Origin of the sequence: Salmonella sp. SAL00653 (genome assembly GCF_046552515.1) — a bacterium.
GTDB lineage: Bacteria > Pseudomonadota > Gammaproteobacteria > Enterobacterales > Enterobacteriaceae > Salmonella > Salmonella enterica.
Genome location: NZ_JBGDTY010000007.1, coordinates 95368 through 115826, shown reverse-complemented (window position 1 = coordinate 115826; position 20459 = coordinate 95368). Strand labels below are relative to the sequence as shown.

Sequence of the window (20459 nt, the reverse complement as noted above, 5' to 3'; positions counted from 1 at the left end):
CGGCGGTCCGGGGTACTTGATCGCCCATCATCCACCGGGTCGTTCTATCCGCCCGTATCTTACAAAATTGTTAACAATTTTGAAACAACAAACGGATCACGAATTATCGCTTTCGCTAATAACCTCACAAACTCCATGAGATTATCAAAAAAAAGCCGGCCGTTGGGCCGGCTTTTTCGCTTACATCACCAGACGGCGAATGTCAGACAACATATTGTTGATAATGGTAATGAAACGCGCACCATCAGCACCATCGATCACACGGTGGTCGAAAGAAAGAGAGATAGGCATCATCAGACGCGGCACAAACTCTTTCCCCTTCCACACCGGTTCCATCGCCGACTTAGAAACGCCGAGGATAGCCACTTCCGGCGCGTTAACAATCGGCGCGAAGTGAGTAGTTCCCAGACCGCCGATGCTGGAGATAGTGAAGCAACCACCCTGCATTTCGCCAGCGGTCAGCTTACCATCACGCGCTTTTTTGGAGATGGTGGTCAGTTCACGAGACAGCTCGGTCACGCTCTTCTTATTCACGTCTTTAAAGACCGGAACCACCAGGCCATTCGGTGTATCAACCGCCACGCCGATGTTGATGTATTTCTTCAGGGTCAGACGCTGACCGTCTTCAGACAGCGAGCTGTTGAAGCGCGGCATCTGTTCCAGAGCAGCGGCAACCGCTTTCATGATGAAGACCACTGGCGTGTATTTCACATCCAGTTTGCGCTTCTCAGCTTCGGCGTTCTGCTGTTTACGGAACGCTTCCAGATCGGTGATATCGGTTTTGTCGAAGTGCGTAACGTGCGGGATCATCACCCAGTTACGGCTCAGGTTCGCGCCAGAGATTTTCTGGATACGGCCCAGTTCCACTTCTTCAACTTCACCAAACTTGCTGAAGTCCACTTTCGGCCACGGCAGCATACCCGGGATACCACCGCCCGCAGCAGCCGGCGCAGCTTCCGCGCGTTTGATTGCGTCTTTCACGTAAGCCTGAACGTCTTCGCGCAGAATACGGCCTTTACGACCGGTGCCTTTCACTTTCGCCAGGTTTACGCCAAACTCGCGCGCCAGGCGGCGAATCAGCGGGGTAGCGTGAACGTAAGCGTCGTTTTCAGCGAACTCAGATTTGCCTTCCGCTTTGGCAGCCGGGGCAGCAGGCTTCTCAGCTTTCGCCGCCGGAGCCGGCGCCGCCGCTTCCTGTTTAGCCGGAGCGGCCGCAGGCGCTGCGCCTTCTACTTCGAAGACCATAATCAGAGAACCGGTTTTCACTTTATCGCCGGTGCTGATTTTGATTTCTTTCACGGTGCCCGCGAACGGCGCAGGCACTTCCATGGAGGCTTTGTCGCCTTCCACGGTGATCAGCGACTGTTCAGCGGCAACTTTATCGCCGACTTTGACCATCACTTCGGTGACTTCAACTTCGTCGCCGCCGATATCCGGTACGTTAACGTCTTTCACGCCCGTCGCTGCTGCTGGAGCAGCCGCAGCCGGAGCGGCTTCCGCTTTCGCTGGTGCTGCTGCGGCAGGCGCTGCGCCCGCCACTTCGAAGACCATAATCAGAGAGCCGGTAGACACTTTATCACCGGTGTTCACTTTGATCTCTTTCACGGTGCCCGCGAACGGCGCCGGCACTTCCATAGAGGCCTTGTCGCCTTCGACGGTGATCAGCGACTGTTCAGCTTCAACTTTGTCGCCCACTTTGACCAGAATCTCGGTGATTTCAACTTCATCTGTCCCGATGTCCGGTACTTTGATTTCGATAGCCATTATTCTTTTACCTCTTACGCCAGACGCGGGTTAACTTTATCTGCATCGATGTTGAATTTGGTAATCGCATCCGCTACCACTTTCTTGTCGATTTCGCCACGTTTAGCCAGTTCGCCCAGCGCTGCGACAACCACATAAGAAGCATCAACTTCGAAGTGATGACGCAGGTTCTCACGGCTGTCGGAACGACCGAAGCCATCCGTACCCAGTACGCGATAGTCGTCAGCCGGTACGTAAGTACGAACCTGCTCGGCGAACAGTTTCATATAGTCAGTAGATGCCACTGCCGGAGCGTCGTTCATCACCTGAGCGATGTACGGAACGCGCGGGGTTTCCAGCGGGTGCAGCATGTTCCAACGCTCACAATCCTGACCATCACGCGCCAGTTCGGTGAAGGAGGTTACGCTGTACACGTCAGAACCTACGCCGTAGTCTTTCGCCAGGATCTGTGCCGCTTCACGCACGTGACGCAGGATAGAACCGGAGCCCAGCAGCTGAACTTTACCTTTGCTACCTTCAAGGGTTTCGAGTTTGTAGATACCTTTACGGATACCTTCCTCGGCACCTGCTGGCATGGCCGGCATGTGGTAGTTTTCGTTCAGGGTGGTGATGTAGTAGTAAACGTTCTCTTGTTTCTCACCGTACATACGCTCCAGACCATCATGCATGATGACAGCCACTTCGTAAGCGTAAGCCGGGTCGTAAGAGATACAGTTCGGGATAGTCAGCGACTGAATGTGGCTGTGACCATCTTCGTGCTGCAGACCTTCGCCGTTCAGCGTAGTACGACCGGAAGTCCCGCCGATCAGGAAGCCGCGAGCCTGCTGGTCGCCAGCCTGCCAGCACAGGTCGCCAATACGCTGGAACCCGAACATAGAGTAGTAGATGTAGAACGGGATCATCGGCAGATCGTTGGTGCTGTAAGAGGTCGCCGCAGCCAGCCAGGATGCGCCTGCGCCCAGCTCGTTGATACCTTCCTGCAGAATCTGGCCTTTCTCGTCTTCTTTGTAGTAAGCAACCTGCTCACGGTCCTGCGGGGTGTACTGCTGGCCGTTCGGGCTGTAGATACCAATCTGACGGAACAGACCTTCCATACCGAAAGTACGCGCTTCGTCGGCGATGATCGGAACCAGACGATCTTTGATCGACTTGTTCTTCAGCATCACGTTCAGGGCACGCACGAAAGCGATAGTGGTGGAAATCTCTTTGCTTTGCTCTTCCAGCAGCGCGCCGAAATCTGAAAGTTGAGGCAGCTCTAACTTCTCGGTGAAGTTCGGCTGACGGCTTGGCAGGTAGCCGTGCAGCGCCTGACGGCGTTCATGCAGGTATTTGTGTTCTTCAGAACCTTCCGGGAAGGTAATGTACGGCAGTTTTTCGAGATCAGCATCGGCAACCGGCACGTTGAAACGATCGCGGACGTAACGCACGCCGTCCATGTTCATTTTCTTAACCTGGTGAGCGATGTTTTTGCCTTCCGCGGTGTCGCCCATGCCGTAACCTTTAATGGTATGGGCCAGGATTACGGTCGCTTTGCCTTTGGTTTCCTGCGCTTTTTTCAGTGCAGCATAGACTTTCTTCGGATCGTGACCACCGCGGTTCAGCGCCCAAATCTGCTCGTCAGTCCAGTCAGCCACCAGCGCGGCGGTTTCCGGATATTTACCGAAGAAGTGCTCACGTACGTAAGCGCCGTCTTTGGATTTGAAAGTCTGGTAGTCGCCGTCAACGGTTTCGTTCATCAGCTGGATAAGCTTACCGCTGGTGTCTTTACGCAGCAGTTCATCCCAACGACCGCCCCACATGACTTTGATAACGTTCCAGCCAGCACCTGCAAAGATGCCTTCCAGTTCGTTAACAATCTTGCCATTACCGGTGACCGGGCCATCAAGACGCTGCAGGTTACAGTTGATAACAAAGACCAGGTTGTCCAGTTTTTCACGGGTGGCGATGGTGATCGCGCCTTTGGATTCCGGCTCATCCATCTCGCCGTCGCCGAGGAAGGCGTAAACGGTCTGTTTAGAGGTATCTTTCAGGCCACGGTGTTCCAGATATTTCAGGAATTTCGCCTGGTAGATAGCACCGATTGGGCCCAGCCCCATAGAGACGGTCGGGAACTGCCAGAATTCCGGCATCAGTTTCGGGTGCGGATAGGAAGAGAGGCCATTGCCATGCACTTCCTGACGGAAGTTATCCATCTGTTCCTGGGTCAGACGACCTTCCAGGAACGCGCGAGCGTAGATGCCCGGAGAGATGTGGCCCTGGAAGTACACCAGGTCGCCGCCATCCTGTTCGTTGCGCGCACGGAAGAAATGGTTAAAACAGACATCATAGATCGTGGCGGAAGACTGGAAGGACGCCATGTGGCCGCCCAACTCAAGGTCTTTTTTAGACGCGCGCAGCACGGTCATGATGGCGTTCCAGCGGATCGCAGAACGAATGCGACGTTCCAGCTCCAGATTGCCCGGGTATTCCGGTTCGTCTTCAACGGCAATAGTGTTGATGTAATTACTGGCCCCTGCGCCTGCCGCGACTTTCACGCCGCCTTTACGAGCTTCAGAAAGCAGTTGGTCAATCAGATACTGAGCGCGCTCAACACCTTCTTCACGGATGACCGATTCGATCGCCTGTAGCCAGTCGCGAGTTTCGATCGGATCCACGTCATTTTGGAAACGTTCTGACATGGGGGTATTCCTTATCTATCTAATACGTTGAGTTATCTGGAACCTGTCCCATTAAACTTTCGTGAGAAAGCTTAATAAGACAGGTTCTGCGTTTAGTTGCCGCGCACATTTTTGCGCGTTATTCACAACATCTTCTGGTTAACGTTCTGCCAGAAAAAACTAATTCTTGCGCTGTTCCAGGCGGCGTAAAGCGCGTTCACGACGGCTCTCCTCACGGCTTCTGTCCAGCATAATCTCTTCGATAAACGCCAGATGTCGGTGTGACGCTTCACGCGCTTCTTCTGGTTTTCCGGCCATAATGGCTTCAAATATACGGGTGCGATGCGTACTCACCAGCGGCAGCATCTCCCGACGCGCATACAGCAATTCGAAGTTCTGCCGCACGTTTTGCGCCAGCATCGGCTCCATACACCTTAGCAGATGAAGCAATACCACGTTGTGCGCCGCTTCGGTGACGGCGATTTGATACTGGAGCACGGCTTCGGACTCGGCATCCAGATCGCCGGACTCTTGCGCCAGCTCAATAGCATGGTGCAGCTCGCGAATACGGTCTTTATCTTCATCGGTGCTGCGCAGCGCCGCGTAATAAGCCGCAATGCCTTCCAGAGCATGGCGCGTTTCGAGCAGGTCAAACTGGGATTCAGGGTGATCGGAGAGCAGTTCCACCAGCGGGTCGCTAAAGCTCTGCCACAGGCTGCTCTGCACGAAGGTTCCGCCGCCCTGGCGACGAAGCAACAATCCCTTCGCTTCGAGACGTTGAATCGCCTCGCGCAAGGAGGGACGGGAGACGTCGAACTGTTTTGCCAGTTCACGTTCCGGTGGGAGTTTTTCTCCGGGACGCAATGTTCCCTCAAGGATTAAAAACTCCAGCTGCTGCTCGATCACATCGGAGAGTTTTGGTTGGCGGATTTTGCTGTAGGCCATGATTTCCTGTCTTAAGCCATTTGCCCGGAGTCAATTGGTCTTACCAATTTCATGTCTGTGACGCTAAAGTAACAAAGTATTCACCTTCTGTCCATACAGGTTTTGATTGAAATCAGTAAAGGAGGCACATTTTAACAATTTTACAGAAATCATGTTTCAAAACTGTAACTGTGCACAAATGTTAAATTTACCCACCAGGAGGTAGATTTAACGTATTTGAAACGACAAAAAATCTCATCTGAACCGATTCAACAGCAGATTAAATGCATTTATATGCATAAATAATGAATAGAAATAAATTAACCTCTGCAAGGGAAAATAAAAGGAGGTATTTACAAGTGCTTTCTTTTTACGCAACTCGTCATCACCCCTGCACAAAGCAGGTGCATTCGCGGCCACATACCATTATTCTGATCAAGACGAAAGAGTTGAAGTGACATTAAAAAAAACGAATCTGTAAATAAATTAATACAAAAAGCGGAATTGCAAACTTACACACGCACTACTGCATCGTTCAAAATAAGCGCGTTATGAATAAACCGCGCCCGATACACGAGGTTTTATGATGGACAGTCAGCAGCACGGCGAGCAGCTCAAGCGCGGCCTGAAAAACCGCCATATTCAGCTTATCGCATTGGGCGGCGCGATAGGGACAGGCTTGTTCCTGGGAAGCGCCTCCGTTATTCAGTCGGCGGGGCCAGGAATTATCCTGGGCTATGCGGTTGCAGGCTTTATTGCCTTTCTGATTATGCGCCAGCTGGGGGAGATGGTGATTGAAGAACCGGTCGCCGGCTCTTTTAGCCACTTCGCCTATAAATACTGGGGCGGCTTTGCCGGATTCGCTTCCGGCTGGAACTACTGGGTGCTGTACGTATTAGTTGCCATGGCGGAACTGACCGCAGTGGGTAAATATATCCAGTTCTGGTATCCGGAGATCCCCACCTGGGCTTCTGCGGCAGCCTTCTTTGTGATTATCAACGCCATCAACCTGACCAACGTTAAAGTGTTCGGTGAGATGGAGTTTTGGTTCGCCATTATTAAAGTGATCGCCGTCATCGCTATGATTCTGTTCGGCGCGTGGTTACTCTTCAGCGATACCGCTGGTCCGCAGGCCACCGTGCGCAACCTGTGGGAACAGGGCGGCTTTCTGCCGCATGGCTGGACCGGGCTGGTGATGATGATGGCCATTATTATGTTTTCGTTCGGCGGACTGGAGCTGGTAGGGATCACCGCCGCTGAAGCCGATAACCCGGAACAGAGCATCCCCAAAGCCACTAATCAGGTTATCTATCGCATCCTGATTTTTTATATCGGCTCGCTGGCGGTTCTGCTTTCGCTGCTGCCATGGACTCGCGTCACCGCCGATACCAGCCCATTTGTCCTTATCTTCCATGAGCTGGGCGATACGTTTGTCGCCAATGCACTGAATATCGTGGTTCTCACCGCCGCGCTATCGGTTTATAACAGCTGCGTTTACTGCAACAGCCGTATGCTGTTCGGTCTGGCCCAGCAGGGAAATGCGCCGAAAGCGCTGCTGAACGTCGACAAACGCGGCGTGCCGGTGAGCTCCATTTTGGTTTCCGCCGTCGTGACTGCGTTGTGCGTGCTGCTCAACTACCTGGCCCCAGAGTCCGCATTCGGACTGCTGATGGCGCTGGTGGTCTCCGCGCTGGTCATTAACTGGGCGATGATTAGCCTTGCCCATATGATGTTCCGTCGCGCGAAACAGCAGCAGGGCGTGAAAACCCGCTTCCCGGCCCTGTTTTATCCGTTCGGCAACGTTCTCTGCCTGCTGTTTATGGCGGCGGTATTGATCATTATGCTGATGACGCCAGGTATGGCGATCTCCGTGTGGCTGATTCCGGTATGGCTGCTTATCCTGGGCGTCGGCTATCTGTGTAAAGAAAAAACGGCAAAAACGGTGAAAGCCCACTGATCGTGACGTTACTTTTCCGCCCTCCCCGTCCGGGGAGGGTGTTATCTGCCTCACAGTTTCCCACGTATAACCATTTTATCCATATCAGCGGCGTGATCCTGCTACGCAAAAAAAAGCTCGCAGGCGAATAATTACCGCCATCATCTGATGGGGAGAAGTCTCAATGGATAAGGGCAGACTTTCGGTAAGAGAGAAAATCGGGTATGGTATGGGCGACGCCGGATGTAACATTATTTTTGGCGCTATCATGCTGTTTGTTAATTATTTTTATACGGATATTTTTGGTCTTGCCCCGGCGTTAGTCGGTGTTTTACTCCTTTCAGTACGCGTTATCGATGCCGTTACCGATCCGGTGATGGGCGCGCTTGCCGATCGTACCCAAAGTAAATATGGTCGTTTCCGCCCCTGGCTACTGTGGATTGCATTTCCCTACGCGCTGTTCAGCGTTCTGATGTTCACGACGCCGGACTGGGGCTATAACAGCAAAGTTGTCTATGCTTTCGTCACCTATTTTCTGCTTTCCGTGACCTACACCGACATCAATATTCCCTATTGCTCACTGGGCGGCGTGATCACCAACGATCCAAAAGAGCGCGTGGCCTGTCAGGCTTATCGCTTCGTGTTAGTCGGCATCGCGACGCTGTTGCTATCGTTAACGCTATTGCCGATAGTGGATTGGTTTGGCGGCGGCGACAAAGCCAAAGGCTATCAGTTGGCGATGACCGTGCTGGCGATTATCGGCATGGGTATGTTTCTGTTCTGCTTTGCCAGCGTCCGCGAACGCGTTCGCCCTGCCGTTCCGACGCACGATGATATGAAGAATGATTTCAAAGACGTGTGGAAAAACGATCAATGGGTACGCATTCTGCTATTGACCTTATGTAACGTCTGCCCGGGGTTTATCCGTATGGCAGCGACCATGTATTACGTCACCTGGGTGATGGGACAAAGCACCCATTTCGCTACGCTTTTTATTAGCCTTGGCGTGGTCGGTATGATGATCGGCAGTATGCTGGCAAAAGTCTTAACCGATCGCTGGTGTAAATTGAAGGTATTTTTCTGGACCAATATCGCGCTGGCGATTTTCTCCTGCGCGTTCTATTTCTTTGATCCGAAAGCTACCGTGATGATAGTGGCGCTCTACTTTCTGCTCAATATTCTGCATCAGATCCCTTCCCCGTTGCACTGGTCGCTGATGGCGGACGTCGATGATTACGGCGAATGGAAAACCGGCAAACGCATTACCGGTATTAGCTTCTCCGGTAATCTGTTCTTCCTGAAACTGGGCCTGGCGATTGCCGGGGCGATGGTCGGCTTTTTGCTCTCCTGGTACGGTTATGACGCCAGCGCCAAAGCGCAAAGCGCCTCGGCGATGAACGGTATTATGCTGTTGTTTACCGTTATCCCCGGCGTTGGCTATCTGATTACCGCAGGCGTGGTACGTCTGCTGAAAGTTGACCGTGAACTGATGAAAAAAATCCAGGACGATTTGGAAAAACGTCGCACTAATTACCGCGAATTGAGTGAGTTGCAGGAGCTCAACGCCGCTGAAAGCGTAAGGAAAGCCTGATGGCAAACTGGCCAAACCCGTTTATTGAACAACGTGCCGATCCGTTTATTTTACGCGACGGCAGCGATTACTACTTTATTGCCTCCGTACCGGAATATGACAGGCTGGAAATCCGCCGGGCTAATTCGCTGGAAGGGTTGCGCGCCGCCGACCCCGTTGTCGTCTGGCGTAAACCGGAAAGCGGCCCTATGAGCCAGCTCATCTGGGCACCGGAAATGCACCGCATCAACGGCAAGTGGTACATCTATTTTGCCGCTACCCATACTCAAGCGCTTGATAAGCTGGGAATGTTCCAGCACCGCATGTTTGCCCTGGAGTGCGCCGATGCCGACCCACTCACCGGCAAGTGGACGGAGAAAGGTCAAATTAAAACACCGTTTGATACCTTCGCCCTCGATGCCACCACTTTTTATCATCAGGGAAAGCAGTGGTATCTGTGGGCGCAAAAAGCGCCGGATATTGCCGGTAACTCAAATATTTATCTGGCTGAACTGGAAAATCCGTGGACGATTAAAGGCGAGCCGGTAAGGCTCAGTAAGCCAGAGTACGACTGGGAGTGTCGGGGTTTTTGGGTTAACGAAGGTCCGGCCGTCGTGGTGCATGGCAACAAGCTGTTTATCAGCTATCCGGCCAGCGCCACCGATGAAAACTACTGTATGGGGTTACTGTGGATTAACGTAAACGACGATCCGCGCGATCCGGCCAACTGGCATAAATCACCGCGCCCGGTCTTTACCACCAGCTATGAAAATCGCCAGTATGGGCCGGGACATAACAGCTTTACGCAAACGCCGGAAGGTGAAGATATACTGGTGTACCACGCGAGAAATTACACCGAAATTGAAGGCGATCCGTTGTACGATCCCAACCGCCATACGCGTCTGAAACGGGTGCGCTGGGACGAAAACGGGATGCCTGATTTTGGCGTGCCGCCAGCCGATACGATCTAAGCCGTTGCACTGCCCTGTGGCGTTAACGCTTACCGGGCCTACAGATTTTTCCATTGTAGGCAGCATAAGCGTTAGCGCCATCGGCACAACGCTACACTAATGCCCCATAAATGGTGAGCAACGCAATAATCACCACCACCACAAACGAGGCCTTCTTCGCCATCGACACCGCCGCTTTGGGGGTTTCTACTTTGTCAGTATGCGGTTCGCGCGCCAGTGAGAACTGCGCCAGACGTGTGAGCACCTGATATTGCGAAGTATGCAGATCCGCCAGCGAGGCAAACCAGGCCGGCAACGCTTTCTCGCCATGCCCCAGTAATGCATACACTACGCCCGCCAGACGTACCGGAATCCAGTCCAGCACATGAAGAATAGCGTCAATGCCGGATTGCAAACGCTGGTGCGGCGTCTGATAGCGCGCCAGCCAGGTCTGCCAGGCCCGTAAAAACGCATAGCCCACCAGCGTTACCGGCCCCCATGGACCGCCAACGATAAACCAAAATAGCGGTGCGAGGTAAAAACGGAAATTTATCCATAACAACGCATTTTGCAGCTCACGCAAAAATTCACGCTCATTACAATCCGGCGGCACGCCGTGAATCAGCGTAAGCTCGCTGGCCATCGCCTCGCAAGGATGCGGATCGTTACGGGACGCCGCTTTCAGCCAGGCGTGATAATGTACTCGCGCTTTGCCCGCGCCGATACACAGCACGCCCAGGAGAATCCACACCACCAGCGTCGGCACGTTAAATAGCAGCCCTTTTAACGCCTGGAGCAGTAGAAAAGTCACCACCATCGCGATCGCCGTCATTCCCATCGTGCGCAACATCGAAAAATGCGTAATCCGACGGAATAGCGCCTCCAGCCGATGATCGAGCTGCCAGTGCTCGCCCAGCTTAAACAGGCGCTCGACAATCAGCACCAGTAATGTCGTAAACAGCGTCATGTCATCTCCTTGTGCGACGAGAGGGCTACCAAAGCGCGAAAGCGCGGCCAGTCAAAGGCAGGGCCAGGGTCCGTTTTGCGGTCAGGCGCAATGTTGCAGTGTCCGGTCATATTGTCGGCGATCGCCGGATAGCAAGCGATAAGCGTGCGCGTCACGGCGGCTAGCTGCTGATACTGCGCATCGGTATAAGCCAGCGTATCCGTCCCCTCCAGCTCAATACCAATGGAGAAATCATTACAACGTTCCCGCCCCTGATAGTTTGACACGCCCGCATGCCACGCACGCTTATCAAAAGGCACATACTGGACGATTTCACCGTCGCGACGAATCAGACAATGGGCCGAAACACGAAGATGAGCGATTTCTGCAAAAAAAGGATGGGCGTCTGGATCTATCGTTCCGGTGAATAATGCATCGATCCACGGACCGCCAAACTCGCCGGGGGGCAGGCTAATATTATGCACCACCAGCAAGGACGGTTTTTCGTCATCCGGACGGCAATCATAATGCGGAGAAGGGACGCGTCGCGCCTCTACCAACCAACCCTTATCTGGCAACATGTGGAGTCTCCTTTTGAGTGGTGCTTATAGCTGCTTCAGAGTAGCATGTTTCTACCTTATGATTCGTTAGCAATTTGGAGTTTTATCATGCCGCCTCGCCGTTATAACCCAGACGACCGACGTGACGCGCTACTGGAACGCATTAATCTCGATATCCCTGCCGCCGTTGCTCAGGCGCTGCGTGAAGATTTAGGTGGAGAAGTCGATGCTGGCAACGATATCACCGCGCAACTTTTGCCGGCAGATACGCAAGCCCATGCCACGGTGATCACTCGTGAAGACGGCGTTTTCTGCGGCAAGCGCTGGGTTGAAGAGGTCTTCATCCAACTGGCGGGCGATGATGTGCGCCTCACCTGGCATGTCGATGACGGCGACGCCATTCACGCCAACCAAACAGTGTTTGAACTGAACGGCCCCGCTCGCGTATTGCTGACCGGCGAGCGCACGGCGCTAAACTTTGTCCAGACCCTTTCCGGCGTCGCCAGTGAAGTACGCCGCTACGTTGGACTGTTGGCTGGCACCCAAACCCAGTTGCTCGACACGCGTAAAACGCTGCCGGGTCTGCGCACCGCGCTCAAATATGCGGTTTTATGCGGCGGCGGCGCCAATCATCGTCTGGGCCTCACTGACGCGTTCCTGATTAAAGAAAACCATATTATCGCCTCCGGTTCGGTTCGTCAGGCGGTGGAAAAAGCGTTCTGGCTACATCCGGACGTGCCGGTAGAAGTCGAGGTCGAAAATCTGGATGAACTGGACGATGCGCTGAAAGCAGGCGCGGATATTATCATGCTGGATAATTTCAACACCGACCAGATGCGCGAGGCGGTGAAACGCGTCAACGGCCAGGCGCGGCTGGAAGTATCCGGCAACGTCACCGCGGAAACCTTACGCGAATTTGCTGAAACCGGGGTGGATTTCATCTCCGTTGGCGCGCTGACCAAGCATGTGCGCGCGCTCGATCTCTCCATGCGTTTTTGCTGATCCTCTCCACCCGATGGCGCTGCGCCGTCGGGTCTATAAATCACCTGTCCGTAGATCCGCGTCATTATTCGGTAAAATATTCGTAGCGCCTCGCAATAACGTTGCCGTGTCATGTAACGCAGCGAAAATCTTCAGAATCCGCCTTCCCGTTTTACCTTTTGCCGCTCGCCCGCTCTTTCCTCGTTTGCCACAGTAGCGCCAGCTAACTCAAGGAGCGAACAATGGAAAAACAACGCGGTTTCACGCTTATCGAACTGATGGTCGTTATTGGCATCATCGCCATTTTAAGCGCCATTGGCATTCCGGCTTACCAGAACTATCTGCGTAAAGCGGCGCTGACGGATATGTTGCAAACGTTTGTCCCCTACCGTACCGCCGTCGAACTCTGCGCTCTGGAACATGGTGGGACGAGCACATGCGATGCGGGCGTCAACGGTATCCCCTCGCCCGTCATCACCCGTTATGTTTCGGGCATGAGCGTGGAAAAAGGCGTCATCACGCTTACCGGCCAGGAGAGTCTGAGCGGGCTTAGCGTCATCATGACGCCCGCCTGGGACAATGCTAACGGCATTACCAGCTGGACGCGTAACTGCAATATTCAAAGCGACAGCGCGTTACAACAGGCTTGTGAAGATGTCTTCCGTTTTGACGCCAACTAAGGAGACAAGATGAAAGACGCTCAGCTCAACACCTTGTGTCAACGTCATCAGGCTGTACTGATCAATAGCGCCAGCAACAGTATCACTGTTGCGGTGGTCGACGCGCCCTCTCATGCGTTACTGGACGCTCTGCATTTCGCCACGCAAAAACAGATTGATATTGTGTGCTGGACTCGCCAGCAAATGGAAAATCATCGGCATAAGCCGGATCAGGCTCCCTCGACAAACGCCGCGAAAGGTGGAGAAACCGCGGCCCAGCTTCTCAATCAGACATTACGCTCAGCGATGGCGAAACGCGCCTCTGATATCCATCTCGAACCCGGCGCCAGCCGCTACCGAATAAGACTCCGCATCGACGGCGTTCTTCACATTCTGCAGGACATCGCCAAAGAGACGGGGCTTGCGCTGACGGCCAGATTGAAAGTCCTGGGAAATTTGGACATCGCTGAACATCGACTGCCGCAGGACGGGCAATTTACCGTTGACCTGGCGGGCGACAGCATCTCTTTTCGTATCGCCACGCTTCCCTGTAAAGAAGGCGAAAAAGTCGTCTTACGGTTGTTGCATCAGGTTGAACAAACGCTGGATCTGGACACGCTGGGCATGTACGGGGCACAACTTACCGCTTTTAGACAAGCCCTACAGCAACCTCAGGGGCTGGTACTGGTGACTGGCCCCACCGGTAGCGGAAAAACGGTCACGCTATACAGCGCGCTACAAACCCGGAATACGCCGGGTATCAACCTCTGTAGCGTTGAGGATCCGATAGAAATTCCACTGGATGGGATTAACCAGACGCAGATCCATCCCCGCGCCGGGCTCACCTTTCAAAATGTGCTGCGTGCGCTATTACGCCAGGACCCTGACATCATCATGGTAGGTGAAATTCGTGACGGCGACACCGCAGAAATCGCCATTAAGGCGGCACAAACGGGCCATCTGGTACTTTCAACGCTACATACGAACTCCACCAGTGAAACCCTGATACGTTTGCAGCAAATGGGCGTAGCACGCTGGATGATCTCATCGGCGCTTACGCTGGTGGTAGCGCAACGCCTGGTAAGGAAGCTTTGCCCGCACTGCAAACAGCGCCTGAGCGATCCCGTGGTACTATCGCCCAATCTTTGGCCCAGCGCGCTACCGCGCTGGCAGGCAAGCGGCTGTCAGCATTGCTACCACGGCTTTTATGGCCGAACCGCGTTATTCGAAGTGTTAACTGTTACCCCGGCATTACGTCAGTTAATTGCGAGCGGCGCATCGGCGCAAGCACTGGAAGCCCACCTCCAACAGACCGGTACAGGGACGCTTTTTGAAAATGGCTGTCGCGCCGTTGAGCAAGGCATGACGTCCTTTGAAGAGATACTGCGCGTTCTGGGAATGCCCCATGAGCGTTAAACAGCTCTGGCGCTGGCAAGGCGTTAACGATAAAGGTCAACTGGAACAAGACGTTGTATGGGTGGACAATCGTCTGGCGCTGATCATCACCCTGCAACATCAGCGCATTATGCCGCTTCGCATCAAGCGCATAGGCGTTAATGCCGCACTGTGGAAAGAAGAGCAAAGCGCTGAAATTATTCATCAGTTGGCCACGCTCATTCATGCCGGGCTGACGCTTTCTGAAGGGCTGGAACTCCTTGCGAAACAGCATCCCCACCGACAATGGCAAGCGCTGTTGCGCACGCTGGCTCACGAGCTTGAACAGGGCGTCCCTTTTTCCAGCGCATTAGTCTCCTGGCCGCAGGTATTTCCGCCGCTCTACCAGACGATGATCCGCACCGGAGAACTGACCGGCAAACTGGCCGAATGCTGCTTTGAACTGGCTCGTCAGCAAAAAGCGCAACGGCAGATTACGGTTAGCGTAAAAAAGGCGCTACGCTATCCCGTCATTATTCTGGCAATGGCCGCTCTGGTCGTTTTCGCCATGCTGCACTTTGTCCTGCCGGAATTTGCCGCCATCTACCGTAGCTTCAATACCCCGCTTCCTCTTCTGACACGCGGTATTATTGCGATAGCGCAATGGGGGTCGGCATGGGGTTGGCTCATCTTGTTCCTGACGATGCTCGTTGCTATCGCTCACCGCAGGGTAAAACAAAAGCCGTCCTGGCAAGCGCAGCGGCAGCGTCTTCTGCTACGGCTTCCCGTTATGGGTCGCCTGATAAGAGGCCAGAAACTAGCGCAAATATTCACCGTACTGGCATTAACCCAAAGCGCAGGTATTCCTTTTCTTCAGGGACTGGAAAGCGCTATCGATAGTCTCGGCTGCCCTTACTGGTCACAGCGTTTAACGCAGGTACATCAGGAGATCGCCGCGGGCAATCCGGTCTGGTTGGCGCTAAAAAATACCCAGGAATTTAGTCCGCTATGCCTGCAACTGGTCAGAACGGGCGAAGCGTCCGGTTCACTCGATATCATGCTGCATAACCTTGCCCGTCACCACAGTGAAACTACGCTGGCGCTGGCCGATAATCTGGCGTCGCTGTTGGAACCGGCGTTATTGATCATCACCGGCTTAATTATCGGTACGCTGGTGGTGGCGATGTATTTGCCGATTTTTCATCTGGGAGACGCGATGAGCGGGATGGGATAAGGCTGGCGCACATTTACGCCAGCCAGAATATTAGAGGCTATTGAAAATGCGGTTTTCTTGTTCCTGCACCCGAATAAAGGTGGTGCGTTTGGTCAACTCTTTCAGGCGAGACGCGCCGACATAAGTGCAGGCTGAGCGTAGACCGCCTAGGATATCGCGGGCAGTATTGCCCACCGGCCCACGCAGCGGCAATTTAACCGTTTTACCTTCTGCCGCGCGGTATTTCGCAACGCCGCCGACATGACGGTTCATCGCAGATTCCGAACTCATGCCGTAGAACAGCATAAATTTCTCGCCGTTCTCTTCTACCACGCTGCCGCCGCTCTCTTCGTGACCCGCCAGCATGCCGCCCAACATAACGAAATCCGCGCCGCCGCCAAAGGCTTTTGCTACGTCGCCTGGCATGGTGCAGCCGCCATCGCTGACGATCATGCCGCCCAGGCCATGCGCCGCGTCAGCACATTCGATAACCGCCGACAGTTGCGGATAACCAACGCCAGTTTTTACACGCGTCGTGCATACGGAGCCGGGACCAATTCCCACTTTCACGATATCGGCGCCGGAGAGGATAAGCTCTTCGCACATCTCGCCCGTTACCACATTGCCTGCGCAGATTGTTTTTGTCGGCCATGCTTCACGCGCTTTTGCGACGAACTGCACAAAATGTTCTGAATAGCCATTGGCCACATCAATACAGACAAAGTTCAGCGCAGGATTCAGCGCCAGAATCTGCACGGTTTTTTCGAAATCAGCATCAGAGGTCCCGGTGGAAACCATCACATGCTTCAGAACATCAGCCGAAGCCGTGTTGATAAAAGCTGCCCACTCTTCAACGGTATAATGTTTATGTACAGCAGTCAGAATATCAAACCCGGTCAATGCTTGCGCCATTTCAAACGTCCCGACGGTATCCATATTGGCCGCGATAATCGGTACGCCAGACCAGGTCTGACCTGAGTATTTAAAGGTGAATTGACGTTCCAGTTCGACATCGGAACGGCTTTTGAGGGTAGAACGCTTAGGACGGATAAGAACGTCTTTGAAACCTAACTTCAGATCTTCTTCAATACGCATGTGCGGATTCCTGGGGTTAATGGCGAAAAATCGAAACTCACAACTCCAGTGACGCTATCATACGCACTAATCATGGCCGTACAAGACTGCGAAATTCTCTTTTTTTACGTTACAATCCCATAAATTTACCTGGCGAATAGTAGGTTAATGCTCAGAGCGCATCGTCTTTGTATGTTTAAAATTTAACCTTTTGATTATCAAACTAAAATTCCGGAAGCTGGAGATATGAGGTATACCGTAGCCTTAACCGGCGGTATTGGCAGCGGTAAAAGTACCGTCGCTGATGCCTTCGCTGACCTCGGAATAACCGTCATCGACGCGGATATTATCGCGCGCCAGATGGTTGAGCCAGGGCAGCCCACTCTGAACGCAATAGCGGAACATTTTGGTTCTGAACTTATCGCCGCCGACGGCACGTTACGTCGCCGGGCGCTGCGTGAGCGTATTTTTTCGCATCCGGAAGAAAAAGCCTGGCTTAACGCTCTGCTTCATCCCTTAATTCAGCAGGAAACCCAACGACAGTTTCAACAGGCTACGTCGCCCTATGTGTTATGGGTTGTGCCTCTGCTGGTTGAAAACAGGCTGTATCAAAAAGCCAACCGCGTACTGGTGGTTGACGTGACGCCCGAAACGCAGCTCATACGCACAATGCAGCGTGATGATGTTACGCGCGAGCATGTTGAACACATTCTCGCTGCGCAGGCGACGCGTGAAGCGCGCCTTGCCGTGGCGGACGATGTTATTGATAATAACGGCGCACCGGATGCTATCGCATCAGATGTGGCCCGCCTGCACGCCAGTTATCTTAAGCTCGCGTCGCAGTTTGTCTCACAGGAAAAACCGTAATGCACACCCAGGTCCTATTTGAACACCCTCTCAATGAGAAGATGCGTACGTGGCTGCGCATAGAGTTTTTGATCCAACAGCTCTCCATCAACCTGCCAATTGCAGACCATGCTGGCGCACTGCATTTTTTCCGTAATATCAGCGATCTACTGGATGTGTTCGAACGGGGCGAAGTCCGTACCGAACTGCTGAAAGAACTGGAGCGCCAGCAGCGTAAATTACAGGCCTGGGTTGAGGTTCCCGGCGTCGATCAAGACCGTATTGAAGCCCTGCGCCAGCAGTTAAAATCGGCGGGCAGCGTGCTGATCTCCGCCCCGAGGATTGGCCAGCAGCTACGCGAAGATCGCTTGATTGCCCTTGTGCGTCAACGCTTAAGTATTCCTGGCGGCTGTTGCAGTTTCGATTTACCCACTCTGCATATCTGGTTGCACCTACAACAGGCGCAGCGCGACGCCCAGATTGAAACCTGGCTTGCCAGCCTGAATCCCCTCACCCAGGCGCTGACGCTGGTGCTTGATCTGATCCGTAATTCAGCGCCTTTCCGTAAGCAAACCAGCCTGAACGGTTTTTATCAGGATAACGGGGACGACGCCGATTTGCTGCGTCTTATGCTGACGCTCGATTCACAACTTTATCCGCAAATTTCCGGCCATAAGAGCCGTTTTGCCATTCGCTTTATGCCGCTGGATAGTGAAAATGGTCTGGTGCCGGAGCGTCTTGATTTTGAACTGGCCTGTTGCTAAGGAGTAAAAATGTCTGACGTGACCGTCGTAAACTGTCCGACCTGCGGTAAACCGGTCGTCTGGGGGGAAATTAGCCCCTTCCGCCCATTTTGTTCTAAACGCTGTCAGTTAATTGATTTGGGCGAATGGGCCGCCGAAGAGAAACGAATCGCCAGCAGCGGCGACCAGTCTGATAGCGACGACTGGAGCGAAGAGCGCTAACGGTGATGGCTCTGTTGAGACGGCAATATCGCCTTATGACAAAAATAATCAATAAATACGCGTAGTTTTGGCGCCATATGCGCGCGGCCGGGATAATACAAATAAAACCGGTCCGCCGCAGGCAGCCACTCCTCAAGTACGGAACACAACCGCCCATCCTGTAAGTCTTCGTGGACATCCTGTTCAAAAACATAGGTTAGCCCTGCCCCATCACGCGCGGCGGAGAGACGCAACGCTTTATCATTCACCATTAACGCGGCTTCCGGCGTAATTTCCAGCCGTTGCGCTCCGTGAACAAACTCCCACCGATATAGCCCGCTCTCACGCGTAAAACGATGGCAAAGGCAGCGGTGATTGATGAGTTCCTGAGGGTGCAGCGGCGTGCCAAAACGCGCAAGGTATGCAGGGGATGCTACGATCGCCGGGCGTAAAACATCACCGAGCGAAACGACATTCATATCAAGTTGTACCGCATCGCCAAAGCGAATACCGGCATCAAAGCGTTCGTTAATTAAATCCACAAAACCGTCATTCACATCGATATCCAGCCGAATATCGGGATAATCGCGCATGAAACCGGCGAGATTAGGTTGTAACAGAAGCGTAGCCGCCGTGCGCGGTACGGTCAGGCGTAATGTCCCTCCGGGTATATCGCGGCTCTGGCGGGCATGTTCCATCGCCTCATCAATATGGTTTAATGCGGGCCTGATACTGGCAAGAAAGGCATGTCCTGCTTCTGTCAAACCGACACGCCGGGTGGTTCGGTTCAACAATTTCACGCCAAGTTCATCCTCCAGTTGGCGCATATTCTGACTTAACGCCGATGTAGAAATATGTAACTGCGCCGCTGCCCGCGTGAAGCTATGGTTTTCAGCAATCATGCAAAAAGCATGCAATATGGACATCACATCATGACGCATTATTAAGCCAGCCTTCATAAACCATGCTTATTCCCCCTATTTTTCATCTTATACGCCAGGTATAGACTGCCTGCCATGCACAAAATATCCTCATGGAGGTAGTATGCAATATCGTACATTAGGCGCAAACGGACCGCGAGTGTCAGCCATCGGACTGGGATGTATGGGCATGAGCGCATTTTACGGCGCTCATGACGACAGCACCTCAATTAAGACGCTACATTATGCGTTAGATCAGGGGGTAACACTGCTCGATACCGCAGATATGTATGGCCCTTATACCAATGAAAGGTTAGTTGGAAGAGCCATCGCCGATCGTCGCGATCGGGTATTTTTAGCGACGAAATTTGGTATCGTTCTCGACCCTGCTAACCCTATGGCGCGTGGCGTCAATGGCAGACCGGAGTACGTTCGCCGTAGTTGTGAGCAAAGCCTGCAACGCCTGGGGGTCGATCATATCGATCTGTACTATCAACATCGCGTTGATCCATCAGTTCCCATAGAAGAGACTGTCGGTGCAATGGCGGACCTGGTGCGCGAGGGAAAAGTGCGTTATCTCGGGCTATCCGAAGCATCAACGCAAACGCTGGAACGCGCCCATAACGTTCACCCTATTACCGCGCTGCAAAGTGAGTATTCGCTTTGGTCCCGCGAAGCGGAAATTTCAGCACTTTCCACCTGTGAACGGTTGGGTATAGGATTTGTCGCTTACAGCCCGCTGGGACGCGGATTTCTGACCGGTACGATTAAAACGCCAGAAGATTTTGCTGCGAATGACTTCCGTCGCACAAATCCCAGGTTCATGGGTGAGAACTTCTCGCGCAATTTACGTCTGGCTGAAGCAATAAAACAAATGGCACGCGAAAAAGAGTGTACCCCCGCACAATTAGCGCTGGCCTGGCTGCTGGCCCGCAACAGGCACATCGTTCCCATTCCCGGCACCCGCCACTGCGCCAGGGTGGATGAAAACCTCGGCGCGTTATCACTGACCCTAAGCCCGCAGGAGCTGGCGGCAATTGAGACGGTTTTTCCTCACGACGCCGCGGCCGGCCCCCGCTACTGGCCGGAAATTATGTCGACATTAAATCGCTAATAAGATCGATGGGGATCGTGTTGCGAT

General features: G+C 53.4%; 18 protein-coding genes. 11 read left to right on the top strand and 7 right to left on the bottom strand.

The genetic code is table 11. The features are described from left to right. Positions 1-180: 180 nt before the first annotated feature. The 3 genes from aceF to pdhR all read right to left on the bottom strand — a co-directional run bounded on the left by aceF (position 181) and on the right by pdhR (position 5366). Positions 181-1764 carry a pyruvate dehydrogenase complex dihydrolipoyllysine-residue acetyltransferase gene (gene aceF / locus ACLJRU_RS10460; protein WP_187790645.1) on the bottom strand — a complete coding sequence of 528 codons (1584 nt, stop codon included), beginning with the start codon at positions 1762-1764 and terminating at the stop codon, positions 181-183. A 14-nt stretch (positions 1765-1778) separates the two neighbouring features. Beyond that, a complete protein-coding gene (aceE, locus tag ACLJRU_RS10455; RefSeq protein ID WP_000003852.1) occupies positions 1779-4442 on the bottom strand; it encodes a pyruvate dehydrogenase (acetyl-transferring), homodimeric type in 2664 nt (887 codons plus the stop codon). 159 nt (positions 4443-4601) lie between these two features. Next, positions 4602-5366: a pyruvate dehydrogenase complex transcriptional repressor PdhR gene (gene pdhR, locus ACLJRU_RS10450; protein WP_000331771.1), complete on the bottom strand. Its 765-nt coding sequence runs from the start codon at positions 5364-5366 to the stop codon at positions 4602-4604. A gap of 562 nt (positions 5367-5928) precedes the next feature. On the opposite strand from pdhR, the gene aroP reads away from it, so the two are divergent. From aroP to ACLJRU_RS10435, 3 genes are all read left to right on the top strand, one after another. Next, positions 5929-7302 (top strand): aromatic amino acid transporter AroP, encoded by a 1374-nt coding sequence (gene aroP / locus ACLJRU_RS10445; RefSeq protein ID WP_141122185.1) that lies wholly within the window; start codon positions 5929-5931, stop codon positions 7300-7302. A 163-nt stretch (positions 7303-7465) separates the two neighbouring features. Further along, positions 7466-8872 carry a glycoside-pentoside-hexuronide (GPH):cation symporter gene (locus ACLJRU_RS10440; protein WP_187790644.1) on the top strand — a complete coding sequence of 469 codons (1407 nt, stop codon included), beginning with the start codon at positions 7466-7468 and terminating at the stop codon, positions 8870-8872. Continuing rightward, positions 8872-9822: a family 43 glycosylhydrolase gene (locus tag ACLJRU_RS10435; protein ID WP_023234816.1), complete on the top strand. Its 951-nt coding sequence runs from the start codon at positions 8872-8874 to the stop codon at positions 9820-9822. Before ACLJRU_RS10440 ends, ACLJRU_RS10435 begins: the two co-directional genes overlap by 1 nt. A 91-nt stretch (positions 9823-9913) precedes the next feature. Here the strand turns inward: ACLJRU_RS10435 and ampE are convergent, their stop codons facing one another. Beyond that, the gene (ampE, locus tag ACLJRU_RS10430; protein WP_000172035.1) at positions 9914-10768 is read right to left on the bottom strand and encodes a beta-lactamase regulator AmpE; all 855 of its coding nucleotides are present in this window, start codon (positions 10766-10768) and stop codon (positions 9914-9916) included. Then, positions 10765-11328 carry a 1,6-anhydro-N-acetylmuramyl-L-alanine amidase AmpD gene (ampD, locus tag ACLJRU_RS10425; RefSeq protein WP_000936326.1) on the bottom strand — a complete coding sequence of 188 codons (564 nt, stop codon included), beginning with the start codon at positions 11326-11328 and terminating at the stop codon, positions 10765-10767. Before ampD ends, ampE begins: the two co-directional genes overlap by 4 nt. An 87-nt stretch (positions 11329-11415) precedes the next feature. Here ampD and nadC point away from each other — a divergent pair, with 87 nt between their 5' ends. From nadC to hofC, 4 genes are all read left to right on the top strand, one after another. Then, positions 11416-12309 (top strand): carboxylating nicotinate-nucleotide diphosphorylase, encoded by an 894-nt coding sequence (nadC, locus tag ACLJRU_RS10420; protein WP_001135135.1) that lies wholly within the window; start codon positions 11416-11418, stop codon positions 12307-12309. Positions 12310-12530: 221 nt separating this feature from the next. Next, complete coding sequence (gene ppdD, locus ACLJRU_RS10415; protein ID WP_023234815.1) at positions 12531-12968, top strand: prepilin peptidase-dependent pilin; 438 nt, start codon at positions 12531-12533, stop codon at positions 12966-12968. 9 nt (positions 12969-12977) lie between these two features. Then, positions 12978-14363: a type II secretion system protein GspE gene (gene gspE / locus ACLJRU_RS10410; protein WP_000650610.1), complete on the top strand. Its 1386-nt coding sequence runs from the start codon at positions 12978-12980 to the stop codon at positions 14361-14363. After that, positions 14353-15555, top strand: coding sequence for a protein transport protein HofC (gene hofC, locus ACLJRU_RS10405; RefSeq protein ID WP_000114104.1), 1203 nt, complete (start codon positions 14353-14355; stop codon positions 15553-15555). The genes gspE and hofC overlap by 11 nt, the downstream gene beginning before the upstream one ends. Before the next feature lie 30 nt (positions 15556-15585). Here hofC and ACLJRU_RS10400 read toward each other — a convergent pair whose 3' ends face one another. Next, the gene (locus tag ACLJRU_RS10400) at positions 15586-16629 is read right to left on the bottom strand and encodes a GMP reductase (RefSeq protein ID WP_038393936.1); all 1044 of its coding nucleotides are present in this window, start codon (positions 16627-16629) and stop codon (positions 15586-15588) included. A 225-nt stretch (positions 16630-16854) separates the two neighbouring features. On the opposite strand from ACLJRU_RS10400, the gene coaE reads away from it, so the two are divergent. Genes coaE through yacG form a run of 3 tightly spaced genes read left to right on the top strand, consistent with a single transcriptional unit; the run spans position 16855 to position 18419 of the window. Continuing rightward, entirely contained in the window at positions 16855-17475 is a 621-nt protein-coding gene (coaE, locus tag ACLJRU_RS10395; protein ID WP_001270917.1) for a dephospho-CoA kinase, read from the top strand. After that, positions 17475-18218, top strand: coding sequence for a cell division protein ZapD (zapD, locus tag ACLJRU_RS10390; RefSeq protein ID WP_000557443.1), 744 nt, complete (start codon positions 17475-17477; stop codon positions 18216-18218). Before coaE ends, zapD begins: the two co-directional genes overlap by 1 nt. A 9-nt stretch (positions 18219-18227) precedes the next feature. Next, positions 18228-18419 (top strand): DNA gyrase inhibitor YacG, encoded by a 192-nt coding sequence (gene yacG / locus ACLJRU_RS10385; protein ID WP_001286419.1) that lies wholly within the window; start codon positions 18228-18230, stop codon positions 18417-18419. Here the strand turns inward: yacG and ACLJRU_RS10380 are convergent. Further along, the gene (locus tag ACLJRU_RS10380; protein ID WP_023234813.1) at positions 18416-19357 is read right to left on the bottom strand and encodes a LysR family transcriptional regulator; all 942 of its coding nucleotides are present in this window, start codon (positions 19355-19357) and stop codon (positions 18416-18418) included. The two genes, yacG and ACLJRU_RS10380, sit on opposite strands and share 4 nt — an antisense overlap. An 85-nt stretch (positions 19358-19442) precedes the next feature. Here ACLJRU_RS10380 and ACLJRU_RS10375 point away from each other — a divergent pair, with 85 nt between their 5' ends. Beyond that, entirely contained in the window at positions 19443-20432 is a 990-nt protein-coding gene (locus ACLJRU_RS10375; protein ID WP_001200035.1) for an aldo/keto reductase, read from the top strand. The last annotated feature ends 27 nt before the right edge of the window (positions 20433-20459 follow it).